Origin of the sequence: Promicromonospora kroppenstedtii (genome assembly GCF_044389675.1) — a bacterium.
In the GTDB taxonomy this organism is placed as follows: Bacteria; Actinomycetota; Actinomycetes; order Actinomycetales; family Cellulomonadaceae; genus Promicromonospora; species Promicromonospora kroppenstedtii.
Map to the genome: position 1 here is coordinate 324,488 of NZ_JBIRYI010000002.1, position 26,310 is coordinate 350,797.

The following is a 26,310-nucleotide window of genomic DNA, read 5'->3' on the forward strand; positions in this document are numbered from 1 at the left end:
ACCCCATGGATTTCACACGTCCCTACCCGCCCGACCCCTACTCGCTCCTGCCCGCGCCCGCGGTGTTCTCGGTCAAGAGCAGCGACCTGACCGACGGCGAGCGCATGCCGGACGCCCACGCCGCGCACGACCGGAACATCTCGCCCGCGCTGGAGTGGAGCGGCTTTCCCGCGGGAACCCGGTCGTTCGTCGTGACCTGCTACGACCCCGACGCGCCGACGCCGATGGGCTACCACCACTGGACCGTCGCCGACCTGCCGGCCGACGTCACGTCGCTGGAGACCGGAGCGGGCGCCCCCGACGGCTCGGGCCTGCCCGCCGGGGCGTTCCAGACCCACAGCGACGGCCACACCCCGGGGTTCGAGGGCGCCGGCCCGCCGCCCGGCGACCACCCGCACCGCTACATCTTCGCCGTGCACGCGCTCGACGTGGCCCCGGGCGAGCTCGGCCTGGGCCCGGACAACACCAACGCGCAGGTGGCGTTCAACATCTACTTCCACCTGCTCGGCCGCGCCACGCTCACGGCGACGTACAGCCGATGAGCGGCAACACCACCCTGCCGACCCTGGGCGACCTGGCCTGGGTCCCCGCGCTGGAGCACCCGGAGCTGCTCGCCGAGCCCGTGCTCGCGGCGCTGACCGCCTGGGCCGGGGCGGACCCGCGGGTCGTCGGGCAGGTCGCCGTCACCGAGATCGACCCCGAGCACGCCGACACCGCCACGCTCAACGAGCTGCACGGCCTGCCGCCGGAGGCCTCGGCCAACTGCGTGCTGGTGGCCGGCAAGCGGGCCGAGGAGGAGCGCATCGCGGCGTGCGTGGTGCCCGCCAGCACGTTCGCCGACGTCAACAAGCGCGTGCGCAAGCTGCTCGACGTCCGCAAGGCGTCGTTCCTGCCGACCGAGCGCGCGGTGGCCGACTCCGGCATGGAGTACGGCGGCATCACACCGGTCGGCCTGCCCGAGGACTACCGCGTGCTGGTGGACTCCCGGTTCACGCAGGACGGCACCATGGCGCTGATGGGGTCGGGCGTGCGGCGCTCCAAGCTGCTCATGCCGGGCCCGCTGCTCTGCGCCCTACCGGGCGCCGAGGTGATCGAGGAGCTGGGCGTCAGCCGCTGAACGACGAAGCGCGTCGGCCCCGGCGGGGTCGACGCGCTTCGCGAGGCGGTGGGCACCGCGGTCAGTTCTCCGCGCGGCCCTTGCGCCAGTAACCCATGAACGCGACGGACTTGCGGTCCACCTGGCACTCGTTCACCAGGTAGCGGCGCAGCGTCTTGATGACGCCGGCCTCGCCGGCGAGCCAGGCGTACAGCACGGTGTCCTGCGCCAGGGGGCGGCCCGACTCGTCGATCGGCACCTCCCACAGGATGCCGGTGTCGATGTCGACGTCGTCCACCTCGCCCGACAGGTCGACCCCGGCGGCGGTCAGCGCCGGCGCGGTGTCCGACGACGGGCGCACGCCCATGGCGAGCAGCCGGTCGGCGGCGGCCTGGACGGCCGGGACCAGCACGTCGCCGTGCTCGCGGCCGTCGCGGGCCAGCCAGTGCACGCGCACGCCCTCGGGCGCGCCGAGCTGCCAGCCGTCCTCGGGGTGCGGCACCTCCAGGAAGACCTCGCCCACGGCGTCCGCGGGCAGGGACTCGCAGATCGCGGCGATGGCGGGCACCGCGGTCTCGTCGCCGGCCAGCAGCAGCGCGTGGCTCGACGTCGGCGGCGCGAACTCCACGCCCCCATGGATGCCGTCGTACTCGGCGTTGGGGCCCATGATGACCAGCGGGTCGCCGGCGGCCGCGTTGAGCGCCCAGCGCGACGCCGGCCCGGTGTCACCGTGCATGACGACGTCGACGTCGACCTCGCGTAGGTTCTGGCGCACCGTGCGGACCGTGTAGGTGCGCATCGGGTTGCGGTGCTCGTCGGGGAGCATGCGCCAGGCGGCGTACCAGTCGGGGTCGTCGCGGCGCAGCGCGTCCCAGCCGCCCTGGGGCGACGGGAGCAGCAGCTTGATGCGCTGGTCGCGGCCGTTGTCCGCGAACTTGTCCAGGTCCGGCCCCGTGAAGGTGAAGCGAACGAAGGACGGGCACAGGCGCGTCACGCGCGCGACCTGGACATCGAACATTCGCGAGGGCTTGACGTCGAGCCCCTCGGTCTTGGTGGTCACGACGGTGAGCCTAACCTAACTTTGCCCGGCCTGTGCCACCCCTTCCGGAACGCGGGACGGGGCGTGCGTCACACCGCCGGCACGGGGCTGGGCAGCCAGGAGGACAGGACGGAAGGCGGCGTGTCCGGGCGCGAGAAGATCACCCCCTCCCCCAGAAAATTCGCCCTGCACAAACGGTGCATGTCAACGCATAGACGGGCTAACTTGGCGACGATCCGAACCGCTTCGACGTCCCCCCGGTCAGCGAATGGATCATCACCCCAGACACCCCTGCATTCGCTGGAGAACGACATCATGATCGACCATTTCGCGCTCGGCTGGGTCACACCCATCCTCTCGTTCCTGCTCTCGTGCGCCGGCTGCGCCGTCGGCCTGACCTGCACCGCCCGCGCGCGCGTCGCCCACGGCTTCGCCAGCAAGATGTGGCTCGGGCTCGGCGCGATCTCCATCGGCGGCACCGGCATCTGGACCATGCACTTCGTGGCCATGCTCGGGTTCTACGTGCGCGGCACCGAGACCCGGTTCGACGTGCCCCTGACGTTCGCCAGCGGCCTGCTCGCCATCGTCGTCGTGGGCCTCGGCCTGTTCATCGTGCGCGCCGCCGGCGTCGGGCCGATCGCGCTGCTGGCCGGTGGCCTGGTCACCGGGCTCGGCATCGCCGCCATGCACTACCTCGGCATGCGCGCCCTGCACGTGGGCGTCGAGATCACCTACGACACGCTCACCGTCGTGCTCTCCGTGATCATCGCCGTCGTCGCGGCGACCGCGGCGCTGTGGCTCTCCGCCAAGGTGCACACCGTCGCCGCGGGCGCCATCGCCACGGTCGTCATGGGCATCGCGGTCTCCGGCATGCACTACACCGGCATGGCGGCGATGCGCGCGGAGGAGACGGAGGCGATCGTCCAGGTCACCTCGGGCATCGGGGTGGGCGCGCTGCTCGGCCCGCTCATCATCGGCGTCACGATCAGCACGATCATGATGCTCCTGGTGGTGGGGCTCGCACCCAGCCCCCAGGAGATGGAGGCCCAGGAGAAGTTCAAGGGCTGGCAGGGCCGGCAGGACGAGCTCCAGCGCGAGAACGCGGCGGCCCGGCGGTCCCAGCTGCTGTGACGCGGCGTCTGACGCCGGCGCGGCGCGCCCGGCGTCAGACCCGCGTGGCCCAGAACGCGACGGCCGACGCCGCGGCGACGTTGAGCGAGTCGACGTCGCCCGCCATCGGGATGCGCACCACCAGGTCGGCGGCCTCGACCGCGCCCTTCGTGAGGCCGTCCCCCTCGGTGCCGAGCACCAGGGCGAGCTTCTCCGGCGGGTTCGCCACGAGCTCGTCGAGCGTGATCGAGTCGTCGGTCAGCGCGAGCGCCGCGACCGTGAACCCGTCCTCCTGCAGCCCGTGCAGCCCCGCGGGCCACTCCTCGACCCGGGTCCACGGCACCTGGAACACGGTGCCCATCGACACGCGCACCGACCGCCGGTAGAGCGGGTCGGAGCAACGCGGGGAGACGAGCACCGCATCCACGCCGAGGGCCGCGGCGCTCCGGAAGGCGGCACCCACGTTGGTGTGGTCGACGACGTCCTCCAGCACCGCCACGCGGCGGGCGCCGGCCCCGCCGCGGGCGTTCGCGAGCAGCTCGTGCACGCTCGGCAGCGGCGGCCGGTGCATCGCGGCCAGCGCGCCCCGGTGCAGGTGGAAGCCGGTGATCTCCTTGAGCAGCGGCTCCTCGGCGACGTAGACCGGGGCGCCGCTGGCCGTGATCAGGTCGCTCATCGTGTCGAGCCACTTGGGCGCCATGAGGAACGAGCGCGGCCGGTGCCCTGCCGCGAGCGCCCGCCGGATCACCGTGGAGCTCTCGGCGATGTACAGGCCCTTGGCCGGCTCGTGCTTGGAGCGCAGGACCACGTCCGTGAGGCTGTTGTAGTCGGCCAGGCGCTCGTCGGCGGGGTCGTCGATGCGGACGACGTCGAGGGTGGTCACCGAACCATTCTCGCTGATACCCCGGTCAGATCCGCCCGCGGACGGGGGTGTGCTCCTTCGCGTCGCCGTCGGGCATCACCATCTCGGCGCGGACGCCGAGCAGGCGCACCTCGCGGCCGGGTTCCATGCCCTCGGCGAGGGCGAGGACGGCGGCGGTCAGCTCCGCCAGCGACCGTGTCGGGGCCGGGAGCTTCTTCGAGCGGTCCCTGGTGAGGAAGGGCGCGTAGCGCACCTTGAGGCCGACCCGGAAGACCGGTCGGCCCTCCGCCTCGGTGTCGGCGTGCACCTGCGCGACCAGGTCCCGCAGCGCGGCCTCCACCTGCTCGGGCGTGGTGAGGTTGCGCTGGTAGGTGGTCTCGCGGCTGTGCCCGCGGGCGACCCAGGGCGTGTCGTCGACGACGGCGGAGCCGTGTCCCCGGCCCAGCTCGCCGTACCAGGCGCCCATGCGTGGCCCGAACTCGGCGGCCAGCAGCCCGGCGTCGGCCGCGGCCAGGTCCGCGACCGTACGGATGCCGTGGGCCGCGAGGCGCCTGGACACCTTGGGGCCGACTCCCCACAGGTCGATGGTGGGCCGCCCACCCATCACCGCGGACCAGGTCTGCCCGGTGAGGCGGAAGACGCCCGCGGGCTTGCCGAACCCGGTGGCGATCTTCGCGCGGATCTTGTTGTCACCGATGCCGACCGAGCAGTGCAGGCCGGTGGCGTCGAGGACCGCCTGCTGCACCCGGCGGGCCACCGCCTCCGGGTCGTCCGCGTCGCAGCCGAGGAACGCCTCGTCCCAGCCGAGCACCTCGACCACCGCGCCGAGCCCGCGGAGGGTGTCCATCACGCGCCCGGAGGCCTCGAGGTAGGTCTCGTGGTCGACGGGCAGGATGATCGCGTCCGGCGCCTTGCGGGCGGCGACGCGCAGCGGCATGCCCGAGGAGACGCCGAGCTCCCGCGCCTCGTACGACGCGGTCGAGACCACCGCCCGTTCCGTCGGGTCGCCGCGACCGCCCACGACGACCTGTCGCCCGGCGAGCTCAGGGCGCCGCAGGACCTCGACCGCGACCAGGAACTGGTCGAGGTCGACGTGCAACACCCAGCGGAAGGCGCGCGGGCCCATGGCACGAGTCTCGCGGAGCAGGCCCGGGCTGTCCTGCGCTTGGAACGCTCGTTGCCGCGCACCGCCCGGCTGGCACACCGTTACCGTCCCGTTATCTCTCACAGCGAAACTCTCCCCGCTTCCCTCAGGGCCCCAAGACTCCATATGCTCCGGGGCAAGGAAAGTTCGTCTCACTCAAGAGGAGAGCTGCGATGAGAACTACCAGGAACTCCCGGTCCCCCCGCTCGCGCCGCGGCAAGGAACCGGCCCCGCACCCGGCGTTGCCGCAGTCCTACGCGGCAATGATCGAGCGCACGCCGTCGCTGGACGACGCGCAGCTGGAGTCCCTCCTCGAGCGAGCCATCGCCGGAGCGGACGCCGCGCGCACCCTCGACGCCACCGCGGTCTCCCCCAGCCTGCGCGCACAGCTCGAGGCCAGGGTCAAGGACGGGCAATACGCAAAGGAGCGTCTCGTCCTCGCCCACCTCCGCCTCGTCCCGGCCATCGCCGGCTCCTACGCGGGCCGTCTGCCGTTCATGGATCTCGTGCAGGAGGGGAACGTCGGCCTGGTCCGCGCCGCCGACTCGTACGACCCCGCGCACGGCACGTTCGCCGCGTACGCCCACCGCTGGGTCCGCCGCTCGATCGTCCGCGCGGTAGCCGCCGCGGAGCAGGCCGAGAGCCCGAGCACGAGCCGGCCCACCCCCGAGCAGAGCATGCTGCGCCGCCGGGTCCGGCAGGCCGTGGCCCGCCTGGACGCCGTCGAGGCGCGCGTCCTGGAGATGCACTTCGGCCTCGTGGACGGCACCACGCGGACCATCGACGAGATCAGCCGCCGCCTCGGTGTGACCAAGGAGCGCGTGGCGCAGATCCTCGAGTCCGCGCTGGCCCGGCTGCGCGACGTCGTCAGCCCGGCTCCCCTCGCTGCGTGACCGCCGGCTGGGCACCCGACTGCCCGGCCGGCGTCAGCCGCGCAAGGACCTCCTCGAGCGCCTCGTGGTACGCCCAGGAGGCCGGATAGCCCGAGTGCGTCGCCACGGCGAAGAGATAGGCCGACCGGTCCATCTCCTCCGCCCCGCGATCGACCTCGTTCACCCCGTAGCCAAGTACCGGGAAGCCCAGGAAGTCGGTGCGCCGCCACAGGTTCACCCACGCGGGCTTCGCACCGCAGGTCAGCAGTGACATCAGCGTGACCTGTTCCCCCGAACCGGGCTCGGGGCCCTCCGGCGTCAACGGCGCCGCCGGAGCCGCCCCGGGTCCGGAACCCTCCGCGGCAGCGGCCCTGACCTGCCCGCCCCACGGGTCGGCCGACCAGGCCGGTCCGGTGCAGGGCGGCCCGCCGGTCGCCGTCGGGCCCAGGAGGTCCGGGAAGAACCGGCCGAAGAACGGGCGCAGCTGCACGCCGTAGGTCAGGAGGCCGAGGCAGCCGTCCGCGGCGTCTGGTGCGGTGTCGGTCACGGGGTTGCCCGCCCGGATCAGGATCACCGCGGCCGCCAGCACGCCACCCATCGAGTGCGCGGACAGCACCACCCGGCGCGTGGGCGCCACGCGGGCCCGCTCGGCGTCGTCGGCGATGTCGGCGGCGGTCAGCCAGGCGTCGACCCGTGAGCGCACCTCGGGCACCACGCGCTCGGCGTAGCTGGGCGGGCCGAACGGGTGGGCGCTGCGCGGCAGGAAGCACATCAGGTCCCACAGCAGGCCCCACGGGCGTCCGGGCACCCCGCCCGAGGCGCCCGCCAGGGCGCCGACCACCAGCGTCGCCGCGAGCACGCCGAGGGCCGGCACCGCGAGCGACGACAGCCAGGACGGCACCCGGACGACGCCGGTGCCGTCGTGCTGGGCGAGCAGGGGGATGTGGGAGAACAGGGCCGCGACGTAGCACGCGGCGGCCAGGGCGCCGGCGGCGAGCTCGACCCGGTGCGACATGGCCGCGACCTGCCGGCCGCGCAGCACGCGTTCCAGCACCGGGTTGGCGCCGCCGTCGGGGTCCGGGGCCTCGGCGACGGCGCGCCAGGCCGGCGCGGCCGGGCCGTACGGCGGCCCGAGCGTGCGGGGCGCGCCCGGGATCCACAGCGTGCGGGACCGGAGGGTGTCGATGACGTACGGCCCGGCGGCCGCCACGACCAGGAGCACCAGGAACACCAGCGCGATGACCACCGACGTGGTGCCGAACTCGGTGTAGACGGGCGGCACCCGCACGAGGTCGGGGTCCGGCACGGTGCGGTCGACGCCGACCAGGCCGTCCCCGAGCGGCTGCGGCGTCGTGGCGCGCTCGCCGTAGCGCAGCACCCACTGCACGCCCAGCACGAGCAGGCTGGAGTAGACGGTCGCCGCCGCGACGGAGACCAGCAGGAACACGCCCGGTCCGGCCCCGTTCCAGCCCTCGGTGGCCCGACGGCGCAGCACCATCGCCGCCAGCACCACCACGACCGGGCTCAGCACGGCGAGCAGCGCCACCGCGACGAGCAGGTGGCGCAGGCCGGGACCCGGCTCGGTGACCAGGACCACGCCCACGCACGCCGTGGCGACCACCGGCACCGCCGACCACGCGGCCACGCCCCAGGTGCCGCGCGTGGTGCGCCACGCGAGCCCCGTCGCGGCGATACCGCCCAGGCCGACGCCGAGCAGCGCGGGCACCAGGTCGAGGCCGATCAGGGCGGGCATCGTCTCCGGCTGCGGCCCGGCGAGACAGGCGGCGCACGCCAGCAGCCAGACCAGCAGCCCCGCTGCGAACACGGCCAGACCGGCCCGGGCCTTCCAGCGCGGGGTGACGGCCTGGACGCCGTCGTCGTCGGTGCGCAGGGCGACGAACAGGCCGGCGCACAGCAGGACGACGAGGGCGGCGACCGGGAGCGCGGGGGCCGGCAGGCCGGCGTCGGCGTAGCGGGTCCAGGTGAGGTACTGGCCCGTCAGGGCGAGCGCCGCGCCCAGATGTGCCCACAGCAAACCCGAGCCGGAGCGCTGCGACCAGAAGCCCGCGCGGTGCAGAACCGGGCCCGACGGCGGCACGGTGCGGCCCGCCCGCATCACGGAGAACTTGGACTCGAACCGCACCTGGCCGCTGTGCGCCACCGCCACCAGGATCGCGACCAGCAGCACCGGGGCCAGGGACAGCAGCGCCAGGCGGTCGCCGACGTCGAGCCGCGCCAGGCCGTACAGCGCACTCGGGATGCGGGCGCAGACCGGGACCACCGAGTCGGGGCCCGGGGTGGCCAGCCCGATGCAGCGCGTGCCGATCACCGACAGCGCGACCGTCGCCACGGCCGAGACGAACAGCAGCGTCAGGCCCAGGGAGAACACCCGGGTCAGGGCGGCGGTCGCCTCCGGGCGCAGGCCGGGGCCGGGGCCCGTCTGGCCGGCGGGCGGCGTCCGGCGGTGCGCGGCCGGGTCGGGGGCTGGGATGCGGCGGGCCCAGTACGCGGCGTTCACCAGGCCGAACGGGACCATGGCCGCCCACAGCAGGCGCACCGCGACCGTGCCCACGAAGCCCAGCACGCCGCCGAACGGGAGGCCGCCGAGCCGCGCCATCGCGCCCCAGGAGTAGGCCTCGCGGCGCACGCCGGCGCGGATCGCGTGCACGTCGCCCGGCGGGAGCGACCGGCCGCGTGCCTCGGCGGCCGGCGTCGGCACCCAGAAGCTGCCCAGGCCGTCGCCGCCTGACTGGGTCACCTCGTCGCGGCGCAGGCCGAGCGTGCCGTGCGGAGGGGTGTTCGCGATGCCGTGGATCCGGAGCTCGAGGATGCTGGGTCCCGGCTCCTGCTCCGCTGCAGGCCGCGGCGTACGGGGCGGGCTTGCGGGCTCGCTGTCCATACCGCCAAAACTAGGGCGGACCTGCGGCGGCGCGCATGCCGCCACGCGCGAGAGCGGCCGGATCCCGCGGAAGTCGCGCGGGATCCGGCCGGGCCGGGGCGGCGTCGGGCTTCAGGCGGCGAGCGCCACCGCCACCACCGCCGCGGCCAGCAGCACGTCGAAGACCACGCAGGTCTCGGCGTACCAGCGCCACACCACGGCGCCGGCCCGGTGGTGGAACGCGTCCCAGACGGCGTGGCCCACCAGGCCCACCGCGACCACGTACGCCCCGGTGTCCTGCCCCGCCAGCGCCGTGGCGAGCACGGCGACCCCCGCGAAGACCGCGAGCCCCGCGGCCTGCAGCAGCACCATCTGCCGGCCGCGGATGCTGCGGCGCACGAGACCCACCACCGGGTAGACCAGCGCGACCGCCAGGATCAGCCACGGCGGCAGGGCGCCCACGCCGCCCGCGATCGTGCCCGCCAGCAGCGTCAGCCCGAGCAGCACGGGCCAGCGGCGGCGCAGCCACGCCAGGTCGAACCCGTGGACGTGCTGCGTGTACTCGGCCGGCCGCAGCAGCATCGCCGCCGCCATGGCCGGGACCATCAGCACGTGGCCCCAGAGCATCACGTCACCCGCGGTGGCGGCCCCGGCCCGGAACAGCGTCAGCAGCACCACGAAGGGCACGGCCATCGCCGCGTTCATCTCCCAGATCGCCCGCCACGAGTGCCGCCGCAGGCGCATCCACACCGTCATCGCGGCGACCATGTCCAGGAGCATCACCACGGCGCCGACGTCGGGCCGGCCCAGCGCCGCCTCGACCCCGAGCGCGGCACCCGCCCAGTCCCAGGCCGGGCCCAGCAGCAGCATCCCGAGCACCATCACCACCACCATCTCGGCCAGGTGCGCCAGGAACCTGCCGACCGTCCGCGCCCTGGTCACCGGGGTGGCATGGTGGTGGGTCGCCGTCCGCACTGCGGTGTCCCCCGTGCCGTCCCCGTGGCCGTGACCGTGCCCCGCCGCCGTCGTGCCCGTGTGCGCCGTCGTCTGCGTCATCGCTCCGTCTCCTTCCGTGCGGCGCTCCTCGCCGCGCTGTTCTCCACGCTGTCCGACGGCGACGACGGCCTGTAGTGCGAGACCGCACCCCTGCGCGGGCACCTGTCACAAGGTCGTGTGACAGATGTCATCGGGCTCCTGCGGTACGCCCCGGACCGACGGCGCCGCTGGCAGGATGGCGACATGAGCACCGGCCCGGCCGTCGCGGACGACGGCGGCAGCGGACTCGCGAGCTTCCGCCGCAACGTCTGGTGGGGACTGGCGGGCACGGTGGCGTGCGTGCTCGGTTTCGCCGTCGGCGACTGGGTGCTCGACCCCGACGTACCCGCCGGGCTGCGCGCCCTGACCGGCGTGGCCACCGCCGCCACGATCGTGGCGTGCGGCGCGCTGCTCGGGCGGCGCATGCGGGACCAGGCGCCGTCCGCCGGCTGGCTCGTGACGGCGGGCGGCGCGGCCGTGGTCGCGGGCGTGGTGCCGCTGGCGGCCGGGAACTTCGGCATCTGGTCCATCGCGCCGGCCGCGACCGTGTCGGTGCTGGTCATGTTCCTGCCCGTCCGGCGGGCGTGGCAGTCCCTCGGCGCCGCCCTGGTCGCGCTGCCCCTGGTCGGCCTCGTGACGGCCCTGGCGACGGGCGAGCCCAACGTGGCCCACGCGGTGTGGATGCCGGCCCTGATGGTCGTCGCGTTCGGCCCGGCCATGCTGGGCATGGTCCGCGCCTGGCAGGTGACGGCCCGGCTGGACGACGCGCGGCGGCTGGCCGGGCAGCTCGCCGTGGCGGACGAGCGCCTGCGGTTCGCCGCCGACCTGCACGACATCCAGGGCCACCACCTCCAGGTGATCGCCCTGAAGAGCGAGCTCGCCGCGCGGCTCGCGGAGGTCGAGCCGGCCCGGGCCGCGGAGCAGATGCGCGAGGTGCAGCAGCTCGCCGGGGACGCCCTGCGTGAGACCCGGGCGCTGGTGCAGGGCTACCGGCGCACCACGCTCGACGCGGAGATCGCCAACGCGTCCCGGGTCCTGGCGGCGGCGGGCGTGGCGGTCCGGGCCGACGTCGACGCCGACCTCGCGGCGTCCCTGCCGCAGGCGCCGCGGAGCCTGCTGGGCCTCGTGGTGCGCGAGGCCACGACCAACGTGCTGCGGCACAGCCGGGCCACGCGCGCGGCGATCGTCCTGCTGCCCGACGACGGCGGGGCGCGCCTCGTGATCGACAACGACGGTGCGCGGCCAGGCGGGTCGAGGTCGGGGTCCACGAACGGGGACGGGAGCAGGACGTCGTCCGACGGCACGGGCCTGGTGTCGCTCGCCGAGCGGCTCGACGCCGTCGGCGGGCGGTTGTCCTGGGTGAGCGACGACGACCGGTTCGTCGTGACCGCTACGGTGACCGGATGATCCGCCTGCTGCTGGCCGACGACGAGGAGCTGCTGCGCGGGGCGCTGTCCGCCCTGCTCGACCTCGAGGACGACCTGACGGTCGTGGCGCAGGCCGCCACCACCACCGACGCAGTGCGGCTCGCGGAGCGGCACCGGCCCGACGTCGCCGTGCTCGACCTGGAGATGCCGCCCACCGACGGGCTGCACGCGGCCGGGCAGATCCTGGCCGGCGCCGACGGCACGCCGCCGCGCGTCATCATCGTCACGCGGCACGCGCGCCCCGCCGTCCTGCGCCGGGCGCTGGCGGCCGGGGTGAGCGGGTTCGTGCCCAAGTCGACACCCGCGGCGCGGCTCGCGCAGATCGTGCGCGACGTCGCCGTCGGGCACCGGTACGTGGACCCCGAGATCGCGGCGTCCGCGCTCACGGAGAACGAGTGCCCGCTCACCGACCGCGAGCTGGAGGTGCTGCGGGCGGCCCGGTCCGGCGCGCAGGTCTCCGACATCGCGGCCGCGGTGCATCTCGCGCCCGGCACCGTGCGCAACTACCTGTCCTCCGCGATGGCGAAGCTCGGTGTCGCGACCCGGCACGCGGCCGCCCACCGCGCGTGGGAGGAGGGCTGGATCTAAGGCCGGAGCTGACGCATGTTGAACGTCCTGCGGCTCTTGTGGTTCGGCCTCCCGACATACCGGTCGTCCGGGGATCCCGATCGCTCGGAGTCTCGGGACGGTGGGGGTGGCGCGGCGGAGCGGACCGGGCTGTCCGGATCGGTCATGCGCCGCTCTGCGCTGGTCGACCTTGCGGGTGCCCCGTCCCGCGCTGCCGTGTCGCCTGGTCTTCTCCGGGTGTTCCTGAGGCTTCCGTCCCCGGGAGGGGCGTTTGGCGTGATCGACGAGATGGGCGAGCAGATTCTGGTCGCTGACCGTCGGATTCCCAGGTTTTCCACACGGTGAGCAGGCGGATTTTGCTATGGGCAGAGCGGGTCGATTCGGCGAGCGGTGCGTACAGGTGTGCGATATCTTGATGGTATGACGCGAACGGGTGAGGTACCAGATCGAGCCGGCAGGGAGCCTGCTCGATCGGTGCTGCCCGGGAACGAGCCGGGACTGCCTGATGGGTCGGTGCTGCCCAGTCGTGCCGCGACGTCCGGTGCGGCCGCGACTGGCGGGGCCGTCGATGTCGCAGCGGTGCGGGCCGTGCGGCGGGTCCTGGCGGAGATGATCTTGCCGGGTGCCACTGACACTCCCGCCGGCGTGCCCGGAGTGGTGCAGGCCCAGTGGGTGGACCTGCTCGGTGAACTCGAGGCGGTGAAGAACGCGGTCACAGCGACCCAGGCGCGGCTGACAGTCGCCCTGGACGAGGCAACCCGCGCCGACGAGGCCCGGCAGAGCATCCGGGCCGAGCAGCGTGGCCGTGGCGTGCCGAACCAGATCGGTGCGGCACTGCGGGTCAGCCCGCACGCCGGGGCCGGGTTCGTCAGCACGTCTCGGGTGTGGGTCACCCAGATGCCCCACACGTTCACCGCGTTGCAGACCGGGGTGCTGTCCCAGTGGCGGGCCACCCTTCTGGTGCGGGAGACCTCCCACCTGTCCCTGGAGCACCGGGCTCTGATCGACGAGGAGATCTGCGGCCCCACCCACGTAGCCGAGCTGTCCCGGATGAGCACCCGACGGCTGGTCGCCCGGATCAAGGAACTCGCCGCCCAGCTCGACGTACACGCGTGCGTGAACCGCAACGCCAAGGCCGTCTCAGAGCGGCGGGTGTCGATCCGTCCGGCACCGGATCTGATGGTCTACCTCACAGCCCTGGTGCCGATGGCCCAGGGAGTGCACGCCTACGCCCAGCTCAAGACCCACGCCGAGACGGCGAAGGCCACGGGTGACGGGCGTGGGGTGGGTCAGATCATGGCCGACACCCTCATCGAACGCGCCACCGGACGCGAACCGGGTCACGCGAACGATGTGCCGGTCACGATCAACCTGCTGGTCTCCGACGACACCCTCCTGGCCGGTAGCAATCAGCCCGCCGTGGTGGTCGAGGGCACCCCGGCGGGTGTGGGCGTGGTCCCGGCACCGGTCGCCCGCAATCTCGCAGCCCACGCGATCGACACCGACACCGCCTGGTTGCGCTCGATCTACGTCAACCCCCACGGACGACTCCTGGCCACGACCTCCACGTCCCGGTTCCACCCGCACGGTCTCGCGAGCCTGTTGCGGGCCAGGGAACAGGGCATCTGCGCCACCACCTGGTGTGACGCGCCGATCCGGCACACCGACCACATCACCCCGCACGCGGAAGGCGGCCCAACCAGCCTCGACAACGGGCAAGGCCTGTGCGCGAGGTGCAACCACGCGAAGCAAGCACCGGGCTGGCGCCAGAAGGTCACCCAGCACAACGGACTCCACGCCGTCGAGACCATCACCCCCACAGGGCATACCTATGTCTCGGTCGTGCCCGCACCACCTACACCGGCCAGGACCCGGGACACGGCACCCGCGCGTGACGCGTCCTCCGCTCCTGGCGCGCCCTCGGTGCGTGCCACTGCCTCAGCGCGTGAGGTAGCACCGATCACGGGCACTGACGGGCTCGGCAACGCGTCGGCAGACCGTCCGGCACCCGTCGCAGATGCCGAGACGCCCGGTGACGCGCCCGCAACCCCAGTATCGGGACCGGCCCTCGACCCCGACCAGGCCGAGAACCCCGCAACGGCAGCTCTCGCGCCAGCGACGGGCGGGCCCGACCACGTTCCGAACGCCACGCCAACCCGCGACCGGGCCGCGACCCCAACCTGGACCCCCGCGGTCGGCCTAACCGGCCCCGCACCCGGCCGCACCCCACGCAGCCGCTACTCCATCGGCTGCCACACCACACCCGCCCACAGCGCGATCCCCTACCGACCGAGCCCACCACCCCGCCAACCACGCCCGGCCCAGCAACCACAGCGCCGCCCAGCCAACCGGGGGATCCGGCCGAACCCGCCGACCCGACCTCGCCTGGATGCCTGATCACGCACTACGACTCCTTGAAACCCTCTCTAGCTGTCGCTCGCCTCGCGGTCGCCGTCGACGTAGAACCAGCGACCTCCGGTTCGAACGAAGCGGCTGGTCTCGTGCAGGCTGCCCCGCACCCCCGTGTCCGGGTACCGGTAGAAGGCGGTGAACTCCACGATGCCGCTGGTGTCGAACGGCCCTCCGCGCTCCGTGCGGTGGATGTCGAGGCGGCGCCACTGCTCGTCGCCGACCCCGGCGCTGTCCGGGCGGGTCTGCGGAGCCCAGGTCGCGAGCAGGTAGGCGTCGTCGCCCACGGCGAACGCCGAGTAGCGCGAGCGCATCAGGGCCTCGGCCGTCGGGGCCGTCGCGGCGCCGGAGTGGTAGCGCCCGCAGCAGGCGCCGTAGGTGTCGCCGGAGAGGCAGGGGCAGCGGTCGTCGTCGTGCACCAGGCGATCTTCGCACCTACGCGAACGTCTCGTGCCCCAGCACGGCGAGCAGGCGAATCTTCTCCTCGGCCTCGCTGTTCGGGGCCGGGGTCAGCACGAGGAGGGCCTGGGACTGGTCCTCGGTGAACAGCGCCTGGCAGTCCACGTCGATGCGGCCCAGCTCGGGGTGCACCAACGTCTTGTGGTCCTCGAACCGGCGGGACACCTCGTGCAGCTCCCAGAGCCGTACGAACTCGGGGCTCTGCCGCAGCAGGGCGCGCAGCACCTCGTCGGCGGGCGATCCCGGGCATGCCGCCGCATGGGCCGCGCGCAGCGACGCGACCTGGCTGCGGGCCTGCCGCTCGTGGTCCTCGGGCGGGTACACGGCCCGAGAGGCCGGGTCGGTGAACCACCGGTAGGCGGAGCTGCGGGCCAGCCCCGTGGTGGGTGCCGGGCCGAAGATCGCCTCCGCGAGGCGGTTCTGCACGAGTGTCTCGCCCAGGCCCGAGAGGATCAGCGCCGGGGTGTCCTCGAGCCGGTCCAGCACGCGCAGCAGCGCGGGCGCGACGTGGGAGTCGACGGGCGCGCGCCGCGGCACGCCGTGTCCGGCGAGGCGGAACAGGTAGTCGCGCTCCTCGACGGTCAGGCGCAGCGACCGCGCCAGGGCGGCGAGCATCTGCTCCGAGGGCTGCGGCCCGCGCTGCTGCTCGAGGCGCGCGTAGTAGTCCACGGACATCCCGGTCAGGGCGGCGACCTCCTCCCGGCGCAGCCCCGGCGCGCGACGGCGAGGGCCGGGCACGAGGCCGACGTCGGACGGGCGCAGCGCCTCGCGGCGTCGGCGGAGGAAGTCGGCCAGGGCTGCGCGGTTCATGCCCCCATCGTGCGCCGCGCGCGCCGGGTGAGCCAGGGACCGGCGGTCCCTGGTTCACCAGGTCTCTCCCGCCGCCGGCCCGGGCGGCGCACGGTGGAGGCATGAACACAGCAGGCAACACCATCTTCATTCCCGGTGGGACCCGTGGCATCGGCCTCGCTCTCGCGCTGCGGCTCCAGGCCAGGGGCAACACCGTGATCGTCGGCGGGCGCAGCACCGACGCCCTCAAGAAGATCGCCGCGGAGCACGGCTTCGCCACCGTCCGCATCGACACGGACGATGCCGGCTCGATCCGGTCCGCCTCCGCCGAGGTGATCGAGCGGTTCCCCGACGTGAACGTGCTGGTGCCGATGGCCGGGATCATGCGGGCTGAGAACTGGCGCGCCCCGGGCTTCCTGGCGGACGCCGAGGCGGTCGTGACCACCAACGTGCTCGGCCCGATCCGGCTGATCGCCGCGTTCACCGAGCACCTGCAGTCCCGGCCGGACGCGACGATCCTCACCGTGTCCTCCGGCCTGGCCCACGCCCCGCTGCGGGTCACTCCGACCTACAACGCGAGCAAGGCCGCGATCCACATGCTCTCGGAGTCGATCCGGCTGCAGTTCGCGGGCACCAGCGTGTCCGTGACGGAGCTTGTCCCGCCGTCCGTGCAGACCGCGCTCATGCCGGGCCACGACGAGGACCCGCACGCCATGCCGCTGGACGAGTACGCCGACGAGACCATGAGCCTCCTCCAGGCCCAGCCCGACGCGCACGAGATCCAGGTCGAGCGGGTCAAGTTCCTGCGCTACGGCGAGGTCCGGGGCGACTACGACCAGGTGGTCGACGCCCTGAACGCGGCGGAACCGATCGCGGCGGCCCCCGCGAGCTGAGCACGCCTCGACCACCGCGGTCTACCGCCCCGAGAGCACCACGCTCATGTCCACGGTCCCCGGCACGTCCAGGGTCACCTCGGCGGCGCCGCCGTCGGCCGCCTCGATGCGGTAGTCGCCGAGGAGGCCGCCGAACCGCACCCGGCCCTCGGCGTCGGTGCGCAGGGCCGTGGGCGACAGCCACCACTCGCCCTTGACGAGCTCCCGCAGCCGGTCGAAGGCGGGCTTGCGCGAACCGTCCGCCCGGAGCAGTCCGCCCGGGGCATTCAGCCACATGCCCCGGTCGGACAGCCCCCAGTACGTCATCGCCTCGACGCCCGGGTGCGACAGCAGCGTCCGGTAGTGGCGCTCCACCTCGTCGGCCTGGCGCGCCTCGCCCTCCGGCGTCGACGGCCACGACTCGACCTGCCACTCGTTGAGGTCCTCGATGTCGCTCGGCATCACGTCGCCCGACAGCAGCGTGGTCTCCGTGAAGTGGATCGGGATGTTGTACCGGGAGAACCGGTCCAGGATCGCGAGGGTCTTCTCCTCGCCCCAGTAGCCCTGGTGCATGTGGCTCTGCAGGCCGAGCCGGTCGACCCGGATCCCGGCCTCCAGCACCGCCTCGATGAGGCACTCGTACGCCGTGGACATGTCGAAGTCGTTGAGCAGCAGCGTCGCGCCCGGGTTCTCGGCCCGGGCCTCCTCGAACGCCATCCGGATCATCTCGACGCGGCCCTTGACCCGTGCCAAGGGCGTGATGGCGTTCTCCTGCGCGGTGAACACGGGCATGATCACCACCTCGTTGATCGCGTCCCAGGTGTCGATCACGCCGCGGAACGCCGCGACGTCGCGCCGGATGCGCTCCCGCTGCAGGCGCTCCACCTCGTCCTCGGGCAGCCCGAGGAGCCAGCCCGGCTGCACCGTGTGCCACACGAGCGGGTGCCCCTTGACCACGGCGCCCCGTTCGCGGAACCAGCGCGCCGCGCCGAGCAGCGGCTCCGTCCGCGGCACCCCGCGCTCGGGCTCGAACGTGCCCCAGTAGAACGGGAGCGTGGTCTGGTTGAAGACGTCGAACCACGCGTCGGCGAGGCGGCCGTCGTACTCCGGGTCCTGCGACGTGCCGTTGGCGAGGTCGATGAGGTCGAAGCCGATGCAGCCGAACAGGAACGCGTGCCGCGTCTGCCGCACGACGACGTCGTGGCCGGCGAGCGGCGCGCCGTCCGGTCCGCGGAGGGTCGCCGTGACGTCGGCGCGGCGGTGCGCCAGGCTCGGGTCGGGAGTGCGTCCTTCGCCGGGCGCCCCGAAGAGAGAGGTCACGCGCCGACCCTAACGGCGTGCCGGCTGCCCGGGCCTCGCTCCCGCGGCAGGGAGAACCTACGACGGCGGGGTGTGTTGCTCTGTGTAGATCATGTCCACACAGAGCAACACACCCCGCCGACTGACGTTCGCCCCGGCGCGCCACGCAAACGCCGGGCGTCCGGTCACGTCGCCGCCGGCTCCTCCACCACCGGGGCCGCGAACTGGCTCGCGTACAGCCGGGCGTAGGCACCGTTCGCGGCGAGCAGGTCGTCGTGGGAGCCCTGCTCCACGATGTCGCCGTGCTCCATCACGAGGATCACGTCGGCGTCGCGGATCGTGGACAGCCGGTGCGCGATGACGAACGACGTCCGGTCCTTGCGCAGCCGGTTCATGGCCTCCTGGACCAGCACCTCGGTGCGGGTGTCCACGGACGACGTCGCTTCGTCGAGCACGAGGATCGCCGGATCGGCCAGGAACGCCCGGGCGAGCGTGAGGAGCTGCTTCTCCCCCGCCGAGACCGACGAGCCCTCCTCGTCCACGACGGTGTCGTAGCCGTCGGGCAGGGTCCGCACGAACGGGTCCACGTGGGTGGCCCGCGTCGCGGCGAGGAACTCGTCCTCGCTCACGGTGGCGCCGTCGGGCACGCCGTAGCGGAGGTTCTCCTCGATGGTGCCCTTGAACAGCCAGGTGTCCTGGAGCACCATGCCGACCGAGGACCGCAGGTCGTCGCGCGACATGTCGCGGGTGTCCACGCCGTCCAGGGTGATGCGGCCGCCGTCCACCTCGTAGAACCGCATGAGGAGGTTGACGAGCGTGGTCTTGCCGGCGCCCGTGGGACCCACGATGGCGATGGTCTGGCCCGGCTCCGCGACCAGGTTCAGCCCGGTGATGAGCGGACGCTCGGGCGTGTAGGAGAACGTGACGTCCTCGAACGCGACCCGGCCGCGCACCGGCTCCACCTTCTGCGACCGCTCCGGGTCCGGCGACTGCTCCGGGGCGTCCAGCAGGTCGAACACCCGCTCCGCGGAGGCCACGCCGGACTGCAGCAGGTTCATCATCGAGGCCACCTGCGTCAGCGGCTGCGTGAACTGGCGCGAGTACTGGATGAACGCCTGCACGTCACCCAGCGACAGGGTGCCCGAGGCGACGCGCAGGCCGCCGATCACGGCGACGATCACGTAGTTCAGGTTCGCGAGGAAGCCCATCGCCGGCTGGATCGTGCCGGAGATGAACTGCGCCTTGAAGCTGGACGAGTACAGCGCGCCGTTCTCGTCGGCGAACGCCTTGGCCGTGGACTCCTGGTGCCCGTACACCTTCACCAGCGCATGCCCGGTGAACGACTCCTCGATGTGCGCGTTCAGGCGCCCCGTGGCCGCCCACTGCTCCACGAACTGCGGCTGGCTGCGCTTGGCGATCTGCGCCGTCAGGATCACTGACAGCGGCACGGTCACCAGCGCGACCAGGGCGAGGACCGGCGAGATCCAGAACATCATGCCGAGCACGCCGATCACCGTCAGGACGGCGGTCACGAGCTGCGCGAGGGTCTGCGTGGTGGTCTGGGCCACGTTGTCGATGTCGTTGGTGACGCGCGACAGGATCTCGCCGCGCTGCTTGGCGTCCACGTAGGAGAGCGGGATGCGGTGCAGCTTCGCCTCCACCTGGTCGCGCAGGTCCCGCATGGTGCGCTGCACGACGCCGGCGGTGATCCGCGCCTGCAGCCACCCGAACAGGAAAGCCCCGACGTACGCCGCGACCACCCAGCCGAGGGTCTGCATGAGCATCGTGAAGTCGATGCCCTGGCCCGGCACGACGCCCACGACGCCGGACAGCAGGTCCGCCATCTGGTCCTGGCCCGCCGCACGCAGCCCGGCCTCCGCCTGCTCCGTGGTCACGCCCGAGGGCAGCTGCGCCCCTACGACGCCCGCGAAGATCACGTTCGTCGCGTTGCCGAGCAGCTTGGGCCCGAGCACGGTGAGCGCCACCGAGGCGATGCCCAGCACCATGAGCACCACGACGTTCAGGCGCTCGGGGCGCAGCATGCCGGCGAACCGGCGCAGCGAACCCTTGAAGTCCATCGGCTTCTGCACGGGCATGCCCATGCCCATGCCCATCGGTCCGCCGCCGCCGGGACCGCGCCCGGGACCGCGCTGCGGCGCTGCCGTCGTCGTGCTCTCGCCCTGAGGCTTCTCCTCGTTGCTCACGCCGCCTCCTCCAAGCTCATCTGGGACGTCACGATCTCCTGGTACGTCGGGTTGTCCGCCAGCAGCTGCGCGTGCGTGCCGCGGCCGACGATGCGGCCGTGGTCGAGCACCAGGATCTGCTCGGCGTCACGGATGGTCGCCACGCGCTGCGCGACGACGATCACCGTCGCGTCGCGGGTCTGCGGCCGCAGGGCCGCCCGCAGGCGCGCGTCGGTCGCGTAGTCCAGGGCGGAGAAGCTGTCGTCGAACAGGTAGATGCGGGGCTTGCGGATCACGGCGCGCGCGATGGCGAGCCGCTGACGCTGGCCGCCCGAGAACGTCGAGCCGCCCTGCGCCACCTCCGACTCCAGGCCGTCCGGCAGCGCCTCGATGAAGTCGCGCGCCTGCGCCACCTCCAGCGCCGCCCACATGTCCTCCTCGGTGGCGTCGGACTTGCCGTACCGCAGGTTGTCCGCGACGGTCCCGGAGAACAGGAACGCCTTCTGCGGCACCAGCCCCATGAGGGAGCCGAGGTCGCGCTGCAGCAGGTCCCGGACGTCGACACCGTCCACCCGGACGGTGCCGCCGGTGGCGTCGAACAGGCGCGGCACCAGGTTCAGCAGCGTCGACTTGCCCGAACCGGTCGAGCCGATGATCGCGGTGATCTGGCCCGGCACGGCCTCGAACGACAGCTCGTGCAGCACCGGCTCCTCGGCGCCGGGGTAGCGGAACTCGACGTCCTCGAACGTGACGCGACCGCTCGGGCCCGCCAGGGCGCCGTCGGGCGAGCCGTCCTGGTCGGCGAGCGAGCCCGGCAGGGCGACCGGCGACTCGGGGTCGACGACGGACGACTCGGTGTCCAGGACCTCCCCGATGCGCTCCGCCGCGACGGCGGCGCGCGGGATCATCATGAAGATCATCGTGGACATCATCACGGCCATGAGGATGTACATGATGTAGCTCAGGAACGCGGTCAGGGAGCCGATCTCCATCTCGCCGGCCTCGATCTCGTGGGCGCCGAACCACAGCACGGCCACGGACGACAGGTTCATGATCAGCATGACCACCGGGAACGTGAGCGCCATCAGGCGGCCGGCGCGCAGCGAGGTGTCGAACAGCTCCTCGTTGACCACGCCGAAGCGCTCGGTCTCGCGACGCTCGCGCACGAACGCCCGGACCACGCGCAGGCCCGTGATCTGCTCGCGCAGCACGGAGTTGATGGCGTCGATGCGCTTCTGCATGCGGCGGAAGTGCGGCACCATGCGCCACACGATGACGCCCGCGGTGGCGGCCAGCACCGGCACGATGACGAGCAGCAGGCCCGACATCGACACGTCCTCCGACAGCGCCAGGATGACGCCGCCGATCAGCATGATCGGTGCCATCACCATGATGGTGAACGTCATCAGCACGGTCATCTGCACCTGCTGGACGTCGTTCGTGCTGCGCGTGATCAGCGTCGGCGCCCCGAACCGCGCCATCTCGCGCGCGGAGTAGGTCTGGACCGAGTGGAAGACGTCCCGCCGCAGGTCACGGCCGAAGGCCGTGGCGACCTGCGCGCCGAAGTAGACGGCGATGACCGACGCGACGACCTGGCCCAGCGAGACGACGAGCATCCACCCGCCGGTGCTCCAGATGTACCCGATGTCACCGGGCACCACGCCGTTGTCGATGATGTCGGCGTTCAGGCTGGGCAGATACAGGGCCGCGAGCGTCTGCACCAGCTGGAGGACCAGCACCGCGACCACCGCCCAGCGGTACGGGCCCAGATATTTCCGGGCAAGAGCGACAAGCATCAGGAGTTCCCTTCAGGGCTGGGGGTTGGAGAACCTGGCGCGCCGGGTCCCGCGGTGGAGGCTGCACCTTCGGCGGCGTCGGAGCCAGGCTTTTTCGCGGGACCGGCGAGACCGTTGACGAGGGCGTCGGCCAGGACGTCGGCCGACACCGCGGGCTGCAGGTGGTCGATCCGCACGTGCGCGCCGGCGATCGCCGACTCGACCAGTGAGATCGCCACCTCGACGGGGACCCGCAGCCGGTGCGCGTCCGGCGCGAGGACGGCGGTGATCCCCTCGACCGTAGCCGCATGCTGCTGGGCACGCTGGTCCAGCAGCGTCTTGCGGTAGGCGAGCATGCGCTCGTGGTGGTCGGCGGGCGTACCGGGCACGACGCCGGGCCGGCCCGGCGGCTCCGGCGGTACGGCGCGGGGACCTGGCGGGCCCGGCGGCGCGGGCGGGACGATGGGCAGCCCCGGCGCGCCGGGCGGGGGCGCCATGCGGCGCAGGACCGTCATCCAGCGCATGACCTCGGCCACCCGGTGGCGGCCCAGCTCGATCACGAGCTCCAGGCGCCGCTCGAGCGGCAGCGCGGAGTCGATGGCGGTGAGCTCCGCGAGGGTCTCCTCGGGCCGGCCCGCTCGCGCCAGGCCCTCGACGGCGACAGCGCCCACGAGCGCCGTCTTGTCGCCGAACGCCCGGAAGAGCGTGCCCTCCGCGACGCCGGCGGTCTGCGCCAGCTCGCGGGAGGTGACGTCGTGGCCGCGCTCCGCGACCAGCGGGAGCACCGCGTCGACGATCGCCGCCTTGCGGTCCTCCGGGGTCATGCGGGAGGCGCGCGGCCGTACGTTGTCCATGCCGGGAACAGTAAATGAGTGAGCACTCACTCCGCAACTTCTTATGCCGGCAGCAGACAGCAGTGGGGCCGAGACACCATGCGGTGTCTCGGCCCCACTCGTGCCAGGGTGCTGGCGCCCCCTGGTCCTCGGTTCTACCTCAGCCGGCCGGCGGTGCCGGCGGCACCGGCGGGGGCGGCGTCGCACCGCCCGGGCGCTGGCCGCGCTCGGACTCGGTGTCGAACGGGTCGCCCGACCGCGTGCCGGCGCTCGTCGCGTCGGCCGTGGCTGCCTCGGCCTGCCGCTGCGCCTCGGCGAGGGCCTCGGCGGGGTCGGGCAGCAGGGGCTCGTCGAGCACGGAGTCGATCGGGCCACGCGGGCCGGTCGGGCCCTCGCCCGGCGGGGGCGGGGGGACGGCCGGGCCGGCGCCGCCGCCGAATCCGGAGGCGATGTTGCCCAGCGCGGCGGTGAACTCCGTGGGGATGACCCAGGTGGTGTTCGAGGTGCCGTTCGCGATCTGCGGCAGCGTCTGCAGGTACTGGTAGGCCAGCAGCTTCGGGTCGGCGTCACCGCGGTGGATGGCCTCGAAGACCTGGAGGATGGCGCGGGACTCACCCTCGGCGCGCAGGATCTGCGCCTGGGCGTCACCCTCGGCCTTCAGGATCTCGGACTGCTTCTGACCCTCGGCCGTGAGGATGGCGGACTGCTTGACACCCTCCGCGGTGAGGATCGCGGCACGCCGGTCACGCTCGGCGCGCATCTGCTGCTCCATGGAGCCCTGCACCGACGGCGGCGGGTCGATCGACTTGAGCTCGACGCGGTTGACTCGGATACCCCAGCGACCGGTCGCCTCGTCGAGCACGCCACGCAGCTGGCCGTTGATCTGGTCACGGCTGGTCAGCGTCTGCTCGAGGTCCATCGAGCCGATCACGTTACGCAGCGTGGTGACGGTGAGCTGCTCGATGGCGGTGATGTAGTTCGCGATCTCGTAGACCGCGGACTTGGCGTCCGTCACCTGGAAGTAGATGACGGTGTCGATCTCGACCACCAGGTTGTCGCTGGTGATCACGGGCTGGGGCGGGAACGAGACGACCTGCTCGCGCAGGTCCACACCGGCGCGGACGCGGTCCACGAACGGCACCAGCACGTGCAGGCCCGGGTCGAGCGTCTTGGAGTACCGACCCAGGCGCTCGACCACGAGCGCCACCGACTGAGGAACGATCCGCACGGCGCGGATCACCGCGACGATACCGACGATCACGACCAGGGCAATGATCAGATAGAGCAGGACTTGCCCGAATGACTCCACGAGTTCTCCTTACGCGGGCACCTTGGCCCGCAGGCGGTTTTGACGCTTCTGCTGCGCACGAAACGCTTCTGACTGAACTGTCTGGGACAACACAAAAAGGGGCGCCCAGGCGCCAGGCGGCTACGCCGGCTCGACGACGGCGGTGGCGCCGTCGATCTGGACCACACGAACGCTAGCGCCGGCGGGCAGCAGGGGCGACCCGGGCACGGAGCGCGCGCTCCAGACCTCTCCGCTGAGCTTGATCAGCCCCGACGCGGTGCTGACCTCCTGGACCACCGACGCCGTGCGACCCACGTTCGCCTCGGCGTTGGTGGGCGCCTTCGGCGTGTTGTTGCGCAGGTGCCGGATCAGCGTGGGCCGAAGCGTCACGAGCAGCACCACCGACGCCACGACGAACACGATGGCCTGCATCCAGAGCGGGGCACCCGCGCCGTTCGCGACGGCCGCGGCCAGCGCGCCGCCCGCGAACATGATGAAGACGAAGTCCAACGACAAGAGCTCGATCAGCGCGAAGATCAGCGCCGCTCCTACCCACCACAACCACGCCATGGGTTGCTCCCTCCGAGCGTCCACTCCGGTTGGCGACCGGTCGCCGTCGGAACCTCTCCGATGGCGGGCCCTCGCGGTGAAATTACCGCTACCTCGGACCTTTGCCCGGACTTTACCAAGGACCACTGACACAGCGATAGTGAAATCGCCGTTTCAGAAGGTTTTCCCGGAGCCTCTCGAGATTCCAGGTCGAAGGTGACGGAGGGACGCCGTCAGCGGGCGGCGCGAGCGAGCCAGCGACCGCCGCCGTGGGCCACGACCAGCGGCAGTCCGAAGGCCGCCGAGAGGTTGTCCGCGGTGAGGACCTCCTCGATCGGTCCGGCCGCCTGGATGCCCGCCTTCTTCATGAGCAGCAGGTGCGTGAAGCCCGGCGGGATCTCCTCGACGTGGTGCGTCACGTGGATCAGCACCGGGGAGGCCGGGTCGTCCGCGAGCGCGGACAGCGTGGCCACCAGCTCCTCGCGGCCGCCCAGGTCGAGGCCCGCGCCGGGCTCGTCGAGCAGCAGCAGCTCGGGGTCGGTCATGAGCGCCCGGGCGATCTGCACGCGCTTGCGCTCGCCCTCGGACAGGGTCCCGTAGGTGCGGTCCGCGAGGTGGTCGACGTCGAACGAGGCCAGCAGGTCCTTGGCCCGCTGCTCGTCGAGCTCGTCGTAGCTCTCGCGCCAGCGGCCGGTCACGCCGTAGGCAGCGGTCAGCACGACGTCGCGCACGGTCTCCGCCGTCGGCAGCCGCTCGGCGAGGGCCGCGCTGGCGATGCCGATGCGCGGGCGCAGCTCGAACACGTCGACGCGGCCGAGGGTCGCGTCCAGGATGTTCGCGGTGCCCGACGTCGGGTGCAGGCGCGCCGCGACGATCTGGAGCAGGGTCGTCTTGCCCGCGCCGTTGGGCCCGAGAACGATCCAGCGCTCTCCCTCGTTCACCTGCCAGTCCACGGAATCGAGGATGGTCGAGGTGCCGCGACGGACGGTGACGCCCGCAAGGTGGAGAACCGAGCTCATGGGCACCGACCCTACCTGAGAAGGTGTCATCTACAGTGCTGCGGTGGACATCGAACAGGACCTCCCCCGGAGCGTGCTGCTCGCCCTCTGGCTGCAGGGCATAGGCGACACCTCGGACGCCGTGAAGTCCGTGGTGGGCGACGACGAGCCGCACACCGTGGAAGGGCTGCCCGGCTTCGCCGACGGAACGGATCTCGACACCCTCTTCACGGCTTGGACCGAGGGGCCACGTGAGGTGTGCGCGCTGCTCCCGGCGCCCGGTGACGCCTCGGGCGTCCCCGCGGCCGCGAACCACGAAGCCACCGAGGCCGGTGAGTGCGTGGCGATCACGACGCCCGCCGGGAGCTGGGCCGCCGTACCCAGGGTCCAGGCGTTCGGCAGCCACATCGAGCCCGGGCACCTGGTCACGTGGCACGTGGTGGCGATCCCGGAGTGGACCATGCTGGTGCAGGGCACCATCGGCTCGGTGTCCGACGCCGAGCGCGAGCTGCGCACGAGCCTCATGAGGGCCACGGAGGCCCTGGACCAGCTCGACGTGGCCCGGTGGCGCGACGACGCCGCCGACGCGATCGAGCGGATCCGGTCCGCCAGCACGTCGTCGTGGCCGGTGCCGCACCTGGACGGGCGGCGCGCCCGCGTGCTGGACCTCGCCAACCGGCTGCGCGCCATCGTCGCCCTGGGCACGGTGGACGACGGCGGCGCGGTCAACGTCTTCCAGGTGGACCAGCGCTCCACGGCGCTGCGCGAGGTGGACCGCACGGCCCGGCACGCGATGAGCGCCGCGACGTACGGGCGGGTGGCCTGA

The 26,310-nt window shown here is 72.8% G+C and carries 23 protein-coding genes; 9 read left to right on the plus strand and 14 right to left on the minus strand.

Features of this window, described 5'->3' with window-relative positions:
* Nucleotides 1–5 precede the first annotated feature (5 nt).
* Both ACH47X_RS05255 and ACH47X_RS05260 read left to right on the plus strand, forming a co-directional pair.
* The gene (locus ACH47X_RS05255; protein ID WP_142034392.1) at nucleotides 6–542 is read left to right on the plus strand and encodes a YbhB/YbcL family Raf kinase inhibitor-like protein; all 537 of its coding nucleotides are present in this window, start codon (nucleotides 6–8) and stop codon (nucleotides 540–542) included.
* Nucleotides 539–1,117 (plus strand): YbaK/EbsC family protein, encoded by a 579-nt coding sequence (locus ACH47X_RS05260; RefSeq protein ID WP_397402095.1) that lies wholly within the window; start codon nucleotides 539–541, stop codon nucleotides 1,115–1,117. Before ACH47X_RS05255 ends, ACH47X_RS05260 begins: the two co-directional genes overlap by 4 nt.
* A 61-nt stretch (nucleotides 1,118–1,178) precedes the next feature.
* Here ACH47X_RS05260 and ACH47X_RS05265 read toward each other — a convergent pair whose 3' ends face one another.
* The gene (locus tag ACH47X_RS05265; RefSeq protein WP_397402097.1) at nucleotides 1,179–2,156 is read right to left on the minus strand and encodes a siderophore-interacting protein; all 978 of its coding nucleotides are present in this window, start codon (nucleotides 2,154–2,156) and stop codon (nucleotides 1,179–1,181) included.
* 294 nt (nucleotides 2,157–2,450) lie between these two features.
* Between ACH47X_RS05265 and ACH47X_RS05270 the strand changes: the two genes are divergently transcribed.
* Nucleotides 2,451–3,266 (plus strand): MHYT domain-containing protein, encoded by an 816-nt coding sequence (locus tag ACH47X_RS05270; RefSeq protein WP_397402099.1) that lies wholly within the window; start codon nucleotides 2,451–2,453, stop codon nucleotides 3,264–3,266.
* A gap of 34 nt (nucleotides 3,267–3,300) precedes the next feature.
* Here the strand turns inward: ACH47X_RS05270 and ACH47X_RS05275 are convergent, their stop codons facing one another.
* On the minus strand, nucleotides 3,301–4,128 hold the full coding sequence (locus ACH47X_RS05275; protein ID WP_397402101.1) for a TrmH family RNA methyltransferase: 828 nt from the start codon (nucleotides 4,126–4,128) through the stop codon (nucleotides 3,301–3,303).
* A 25-nt stretch (nucleotides 4,129–4,153) separates the two neighbouring features.
* Nucleotides 4,154–5,233 carry a DNA polymerase IV gene (locus ACH47X_RS05280; RefSeq protein WP_397402103.1) on the minus strand — a complete coding sequence of 360 codons (1,080 nt, stop codon included), beginning with the start codon at nucleotides 5,231–5,233 and terminating at the stop codon, nucleotides 4,154–4,156.
* Nucleotides 5,234–5,424: 191 nt separating this feature from the next.
* On the opposite strand from ACH47X_RS05280, the gene ACH47X_RS05285 reads away from it, so the two are divergent.
* The gene (locus ACH47X_RS05285; protein WP_084800666.1) at nucleotides 5,425–6,144 is read left to right on the plus strand and encodes a sigma-70 family RNA polymerase sigma factor; all 720 of its coding nucleotides are present in this window, start codon (nucleotides 5,425–5,427) and stop codon (nucleotides 6,142–6,144) included.
* On the opposite strand, the gene ACH47X_RS05290 is transcribed toward ACH47X_RS05285, so the two are convergent.
* Nucleotides 6,119–9,022 carry a hypothetical protein gene (locus ACH47X_RS05290; protein ID WP_397402105.1) on the minus strand — a complete coding sequence of 968 codons (2,904 nt, stop codon included), beginning with the start codon at nucleotides 9,020–9,022 and terminating at the stop codon, nucleotides 6,119–6,121. The two genes, ACH47X_RS05285 and ACH47X_RS05290, sit on opposite strands and share 26 nt — an antisense overlap.
* 111 nt (nucleotides 9,023–9,133) lie before the next feature.
* Nucleotides 9,134–10,057 (minus strand): hypothetical protein, encoded by a 924-nt coding sequence (locus tag ACH47X_RS05295; RefSeq protein ID WP_397402107.1) that lies wholly within the window; start codon nucleotides 10,055–10,057, stop codon nucleotides 9,134–9,136.
* Nucleotides 10,058–10,240: 183 nt separating this feature from the next.
* On the opposite strand from ACH47X_RS05295, the gene ACH47X_RS05300 reads away from it, so the two are divergent.
* The 3 genes from ACH47X_RS05300 (at nucleotide 10,241) to ACH47X_RS05310 (ending at nucleotide 14,427) form a co-directional block, all read left to right on the plus strand.
* Nucleotides 10,241–11,443: a sensor histidine kinase gene (locus tag ACH47X_RS05300; protein WP_397402109.1), complete on the plus strand. Its 1,203-nt coding sequence runs from the start codon at nucleotides 10,241–10,243 to the stop codon at nucleotides 11,441–11,443.
* Nucleotides 11,440–12,051: a response regulator transcription factor gene (locus ACH47X_RS05305; RefSeq protein WP_142034378.1), complete on the plus strand. Its 612-nt coding sequence runs from the start codon at nucleotides 11,440–11,442 to the stop codon at nucleotides 12,049–12,051. The genes ACH47X_RS05300 and ACH47X_RS05305 overlap by 4 nt, the downstream gene beginning before the upstream one ends.
* A gap of 588 nt (nucleotides 12,052–12,639) precedes the next feature.
* Entirely contained in the window at nucleotides 12,640–14,427 is a 1,788-nt protein-coding gene (locus tag ACH47X_RS05310; RefSeq protein ID WP_397402256.1) for an HNH endonuclease, read from the plus strand.
* Between the two features lie 29 nt (nucleotides 14,428–14,456).
* On the opposite strand, the gene ACH47X_RS05315 is transcribed toward ACH47X_RS05310, so the two are convergent.
* Both ACH47X_RS05315 and ACH47X_RS05320 read right to left on the minus strand, forming a co-directional pair.
* Nucleotides 14,457–14,858: a YchJ family protein gene (locus ACH47X_RS05315; protein ID WP_397402112.1), complete on the minus strand. Its 402-nt coding sequence runs from the start codon at nucleotides 14,856–14,858 to the stop codon at nucleotides 14,457–14,459.
* A 16-nt stretch (nucleotides 14,859–14,874) separates the two neighbouring features.
* Entirely contained in the window at nucleotides 14,875–15,708 is an 834-nt protein-coding gene (locus ACH47X_RS05320; RefSeq protein WP_397402114.1) for a helix-turn-helix transcriptional regulator, read from the minus strand.
* 101 nt (nucleotides 15,709–15,809) lie between these two features.
* Here ACH47X_RS05320 and ACH47X_RS05325 point away from each other — a divergent pair, with 101 nt between their 5' ends.
* The gene (locus ACH47X_RS05325; RefSeq protein ID WP_397402116.1) at nucleotides 15,810–16,580 is read left to right on the plus strand and encodes an SDR family oxidoreductase; all 771 of its coding nucleotides are present in this window, start codon (nucleotides 15,810–15,812) and stop codon (nucleotides 16,578–16,580) included.
* Nucleotides 16,581–16,601: 21 nt separating this feature from the next.
* Here ACH47X_RS05325 and ACH47X_RS05330 read toward each other — a convergent pair whose 3' ends face one another.
* The 7 genes from ACH47X_RS05330 to ACH47X_RS05360 all read right to left on the minus strand — a co-directional run bounded on the left by ACH47X_RS05330 (nucleotide 16,602) and on the right by ACH47X_RS05360 (nucleotide 25,505).
* Nucleotides 16,602–17,879: an endo-1,4-beta-xylanase gene (locus ACH47X_RS05330; RefSeq protein WP_397402118.1), complete on the minus strand. Its 1,278-nt coding sequence runs from the start codon at nucleotides 17,877–17,879 to the stop codon at nucleotides 16,602–16,604.
* A gap of 164 nt (nucleotides 17,880–18,043) precedes the next feature.
* Complete coding sequence (locus tag ACH47X_RS05335; protein ID WP_397402258.1) at nucleotides 18,044–19,972, minus strand: ABC transporter ATP-binding protein; 1,929 nt, start codon at nucleotides 19,970–19,972, stop codon at nucleotides 18,044–18,046.
* Nucleotides 19,973–20,058: 86 nt separating this feature from the next.
* Nucleotides 20,059–21,837: an ABC transporter ATP-binding protein gene (locus ACH47X_RS05340; protein ID WP_397402120.1), complete on the minus strand. Its 1,779-nt coding sequence runs from the start codon at nucleotides 21,835–21,837 to the stop codon at nucleotides 20,059–20,061.
* Nucleotides 21,837–22,670: a TetR/AcrR family transcriptional regulator gene (locus ACH47X_RS05345; RefSeq protein WP_397402122.1), complete on the minus strand. Its 834-nt coding sequence runs from the start codon at nucleotides 22,668–22,670 to the stop codon at nucleotides 21,837–21,839. The genes ACH47X_RS05340 and ACH47X_RS05345 overlap by 1 nt, the downstream gene beginning before the upstream one ends.
* Nucleotides 22,671–22,809: 139 nt before the next feature.
* The gene (locus ACH47X_RS05350) at nucleotides 22,810–23,958 is read right to left on the minus strand and encodes an SPFH domain-containing protein (protein ID WP_121381814.1); all 1,149 of its coding nucleotides are present in this window, start codon (nucleotides 23,956–23,958) and stop codon (nucleotides 22,810–22,812) included.
* Nucleotides 23,959–24,078: 120 nt separating this feature from the next.
* Nucleotides 24,079–24,507, minus strand: coding sequence for an NfeD family protein (locus tag ACH47X_RS05355; protein WP_036968928.1), 429 nt, complete (start codon nucleotides 24,505–24,507; stop codon nucleotides 24,079–24,081).
* A 212-nt stretch (nucleotides 24,508–24,719) separates the two neighbouring features.
* The gene (locus tag ACH47X_RS05360; protein ID WP_036968929.1) at nucleotides 24,720–25,505 is read right to left on the minus strand and encodes an ABC transporter ATP-binding protein; all 786 of its coding nucleotides are present in this window, start codon (nucleotides 25,503–25,505) and stop codon (nucleotides 24,720–24,722) included.
* 43 nt (nucleotides 25,506–25,548) lie between these two features.
* Between ACH47X_RS05360 and ACH47X_RS05365 the strand changes: the two genes are divergently transcribed.
* The gene (locus tag ACH47X_RS05365; RefSeq protein ID WP_397402125.1) at nucleotides 25,549–26,310 is read left to right on the plus strand and encodes a hypothetical protein; all 762 of its coding nucleotides are present in this window, start codon (nucleotides 25,549–25,551) and stop codon (nucleotides 26,308–26,310) included.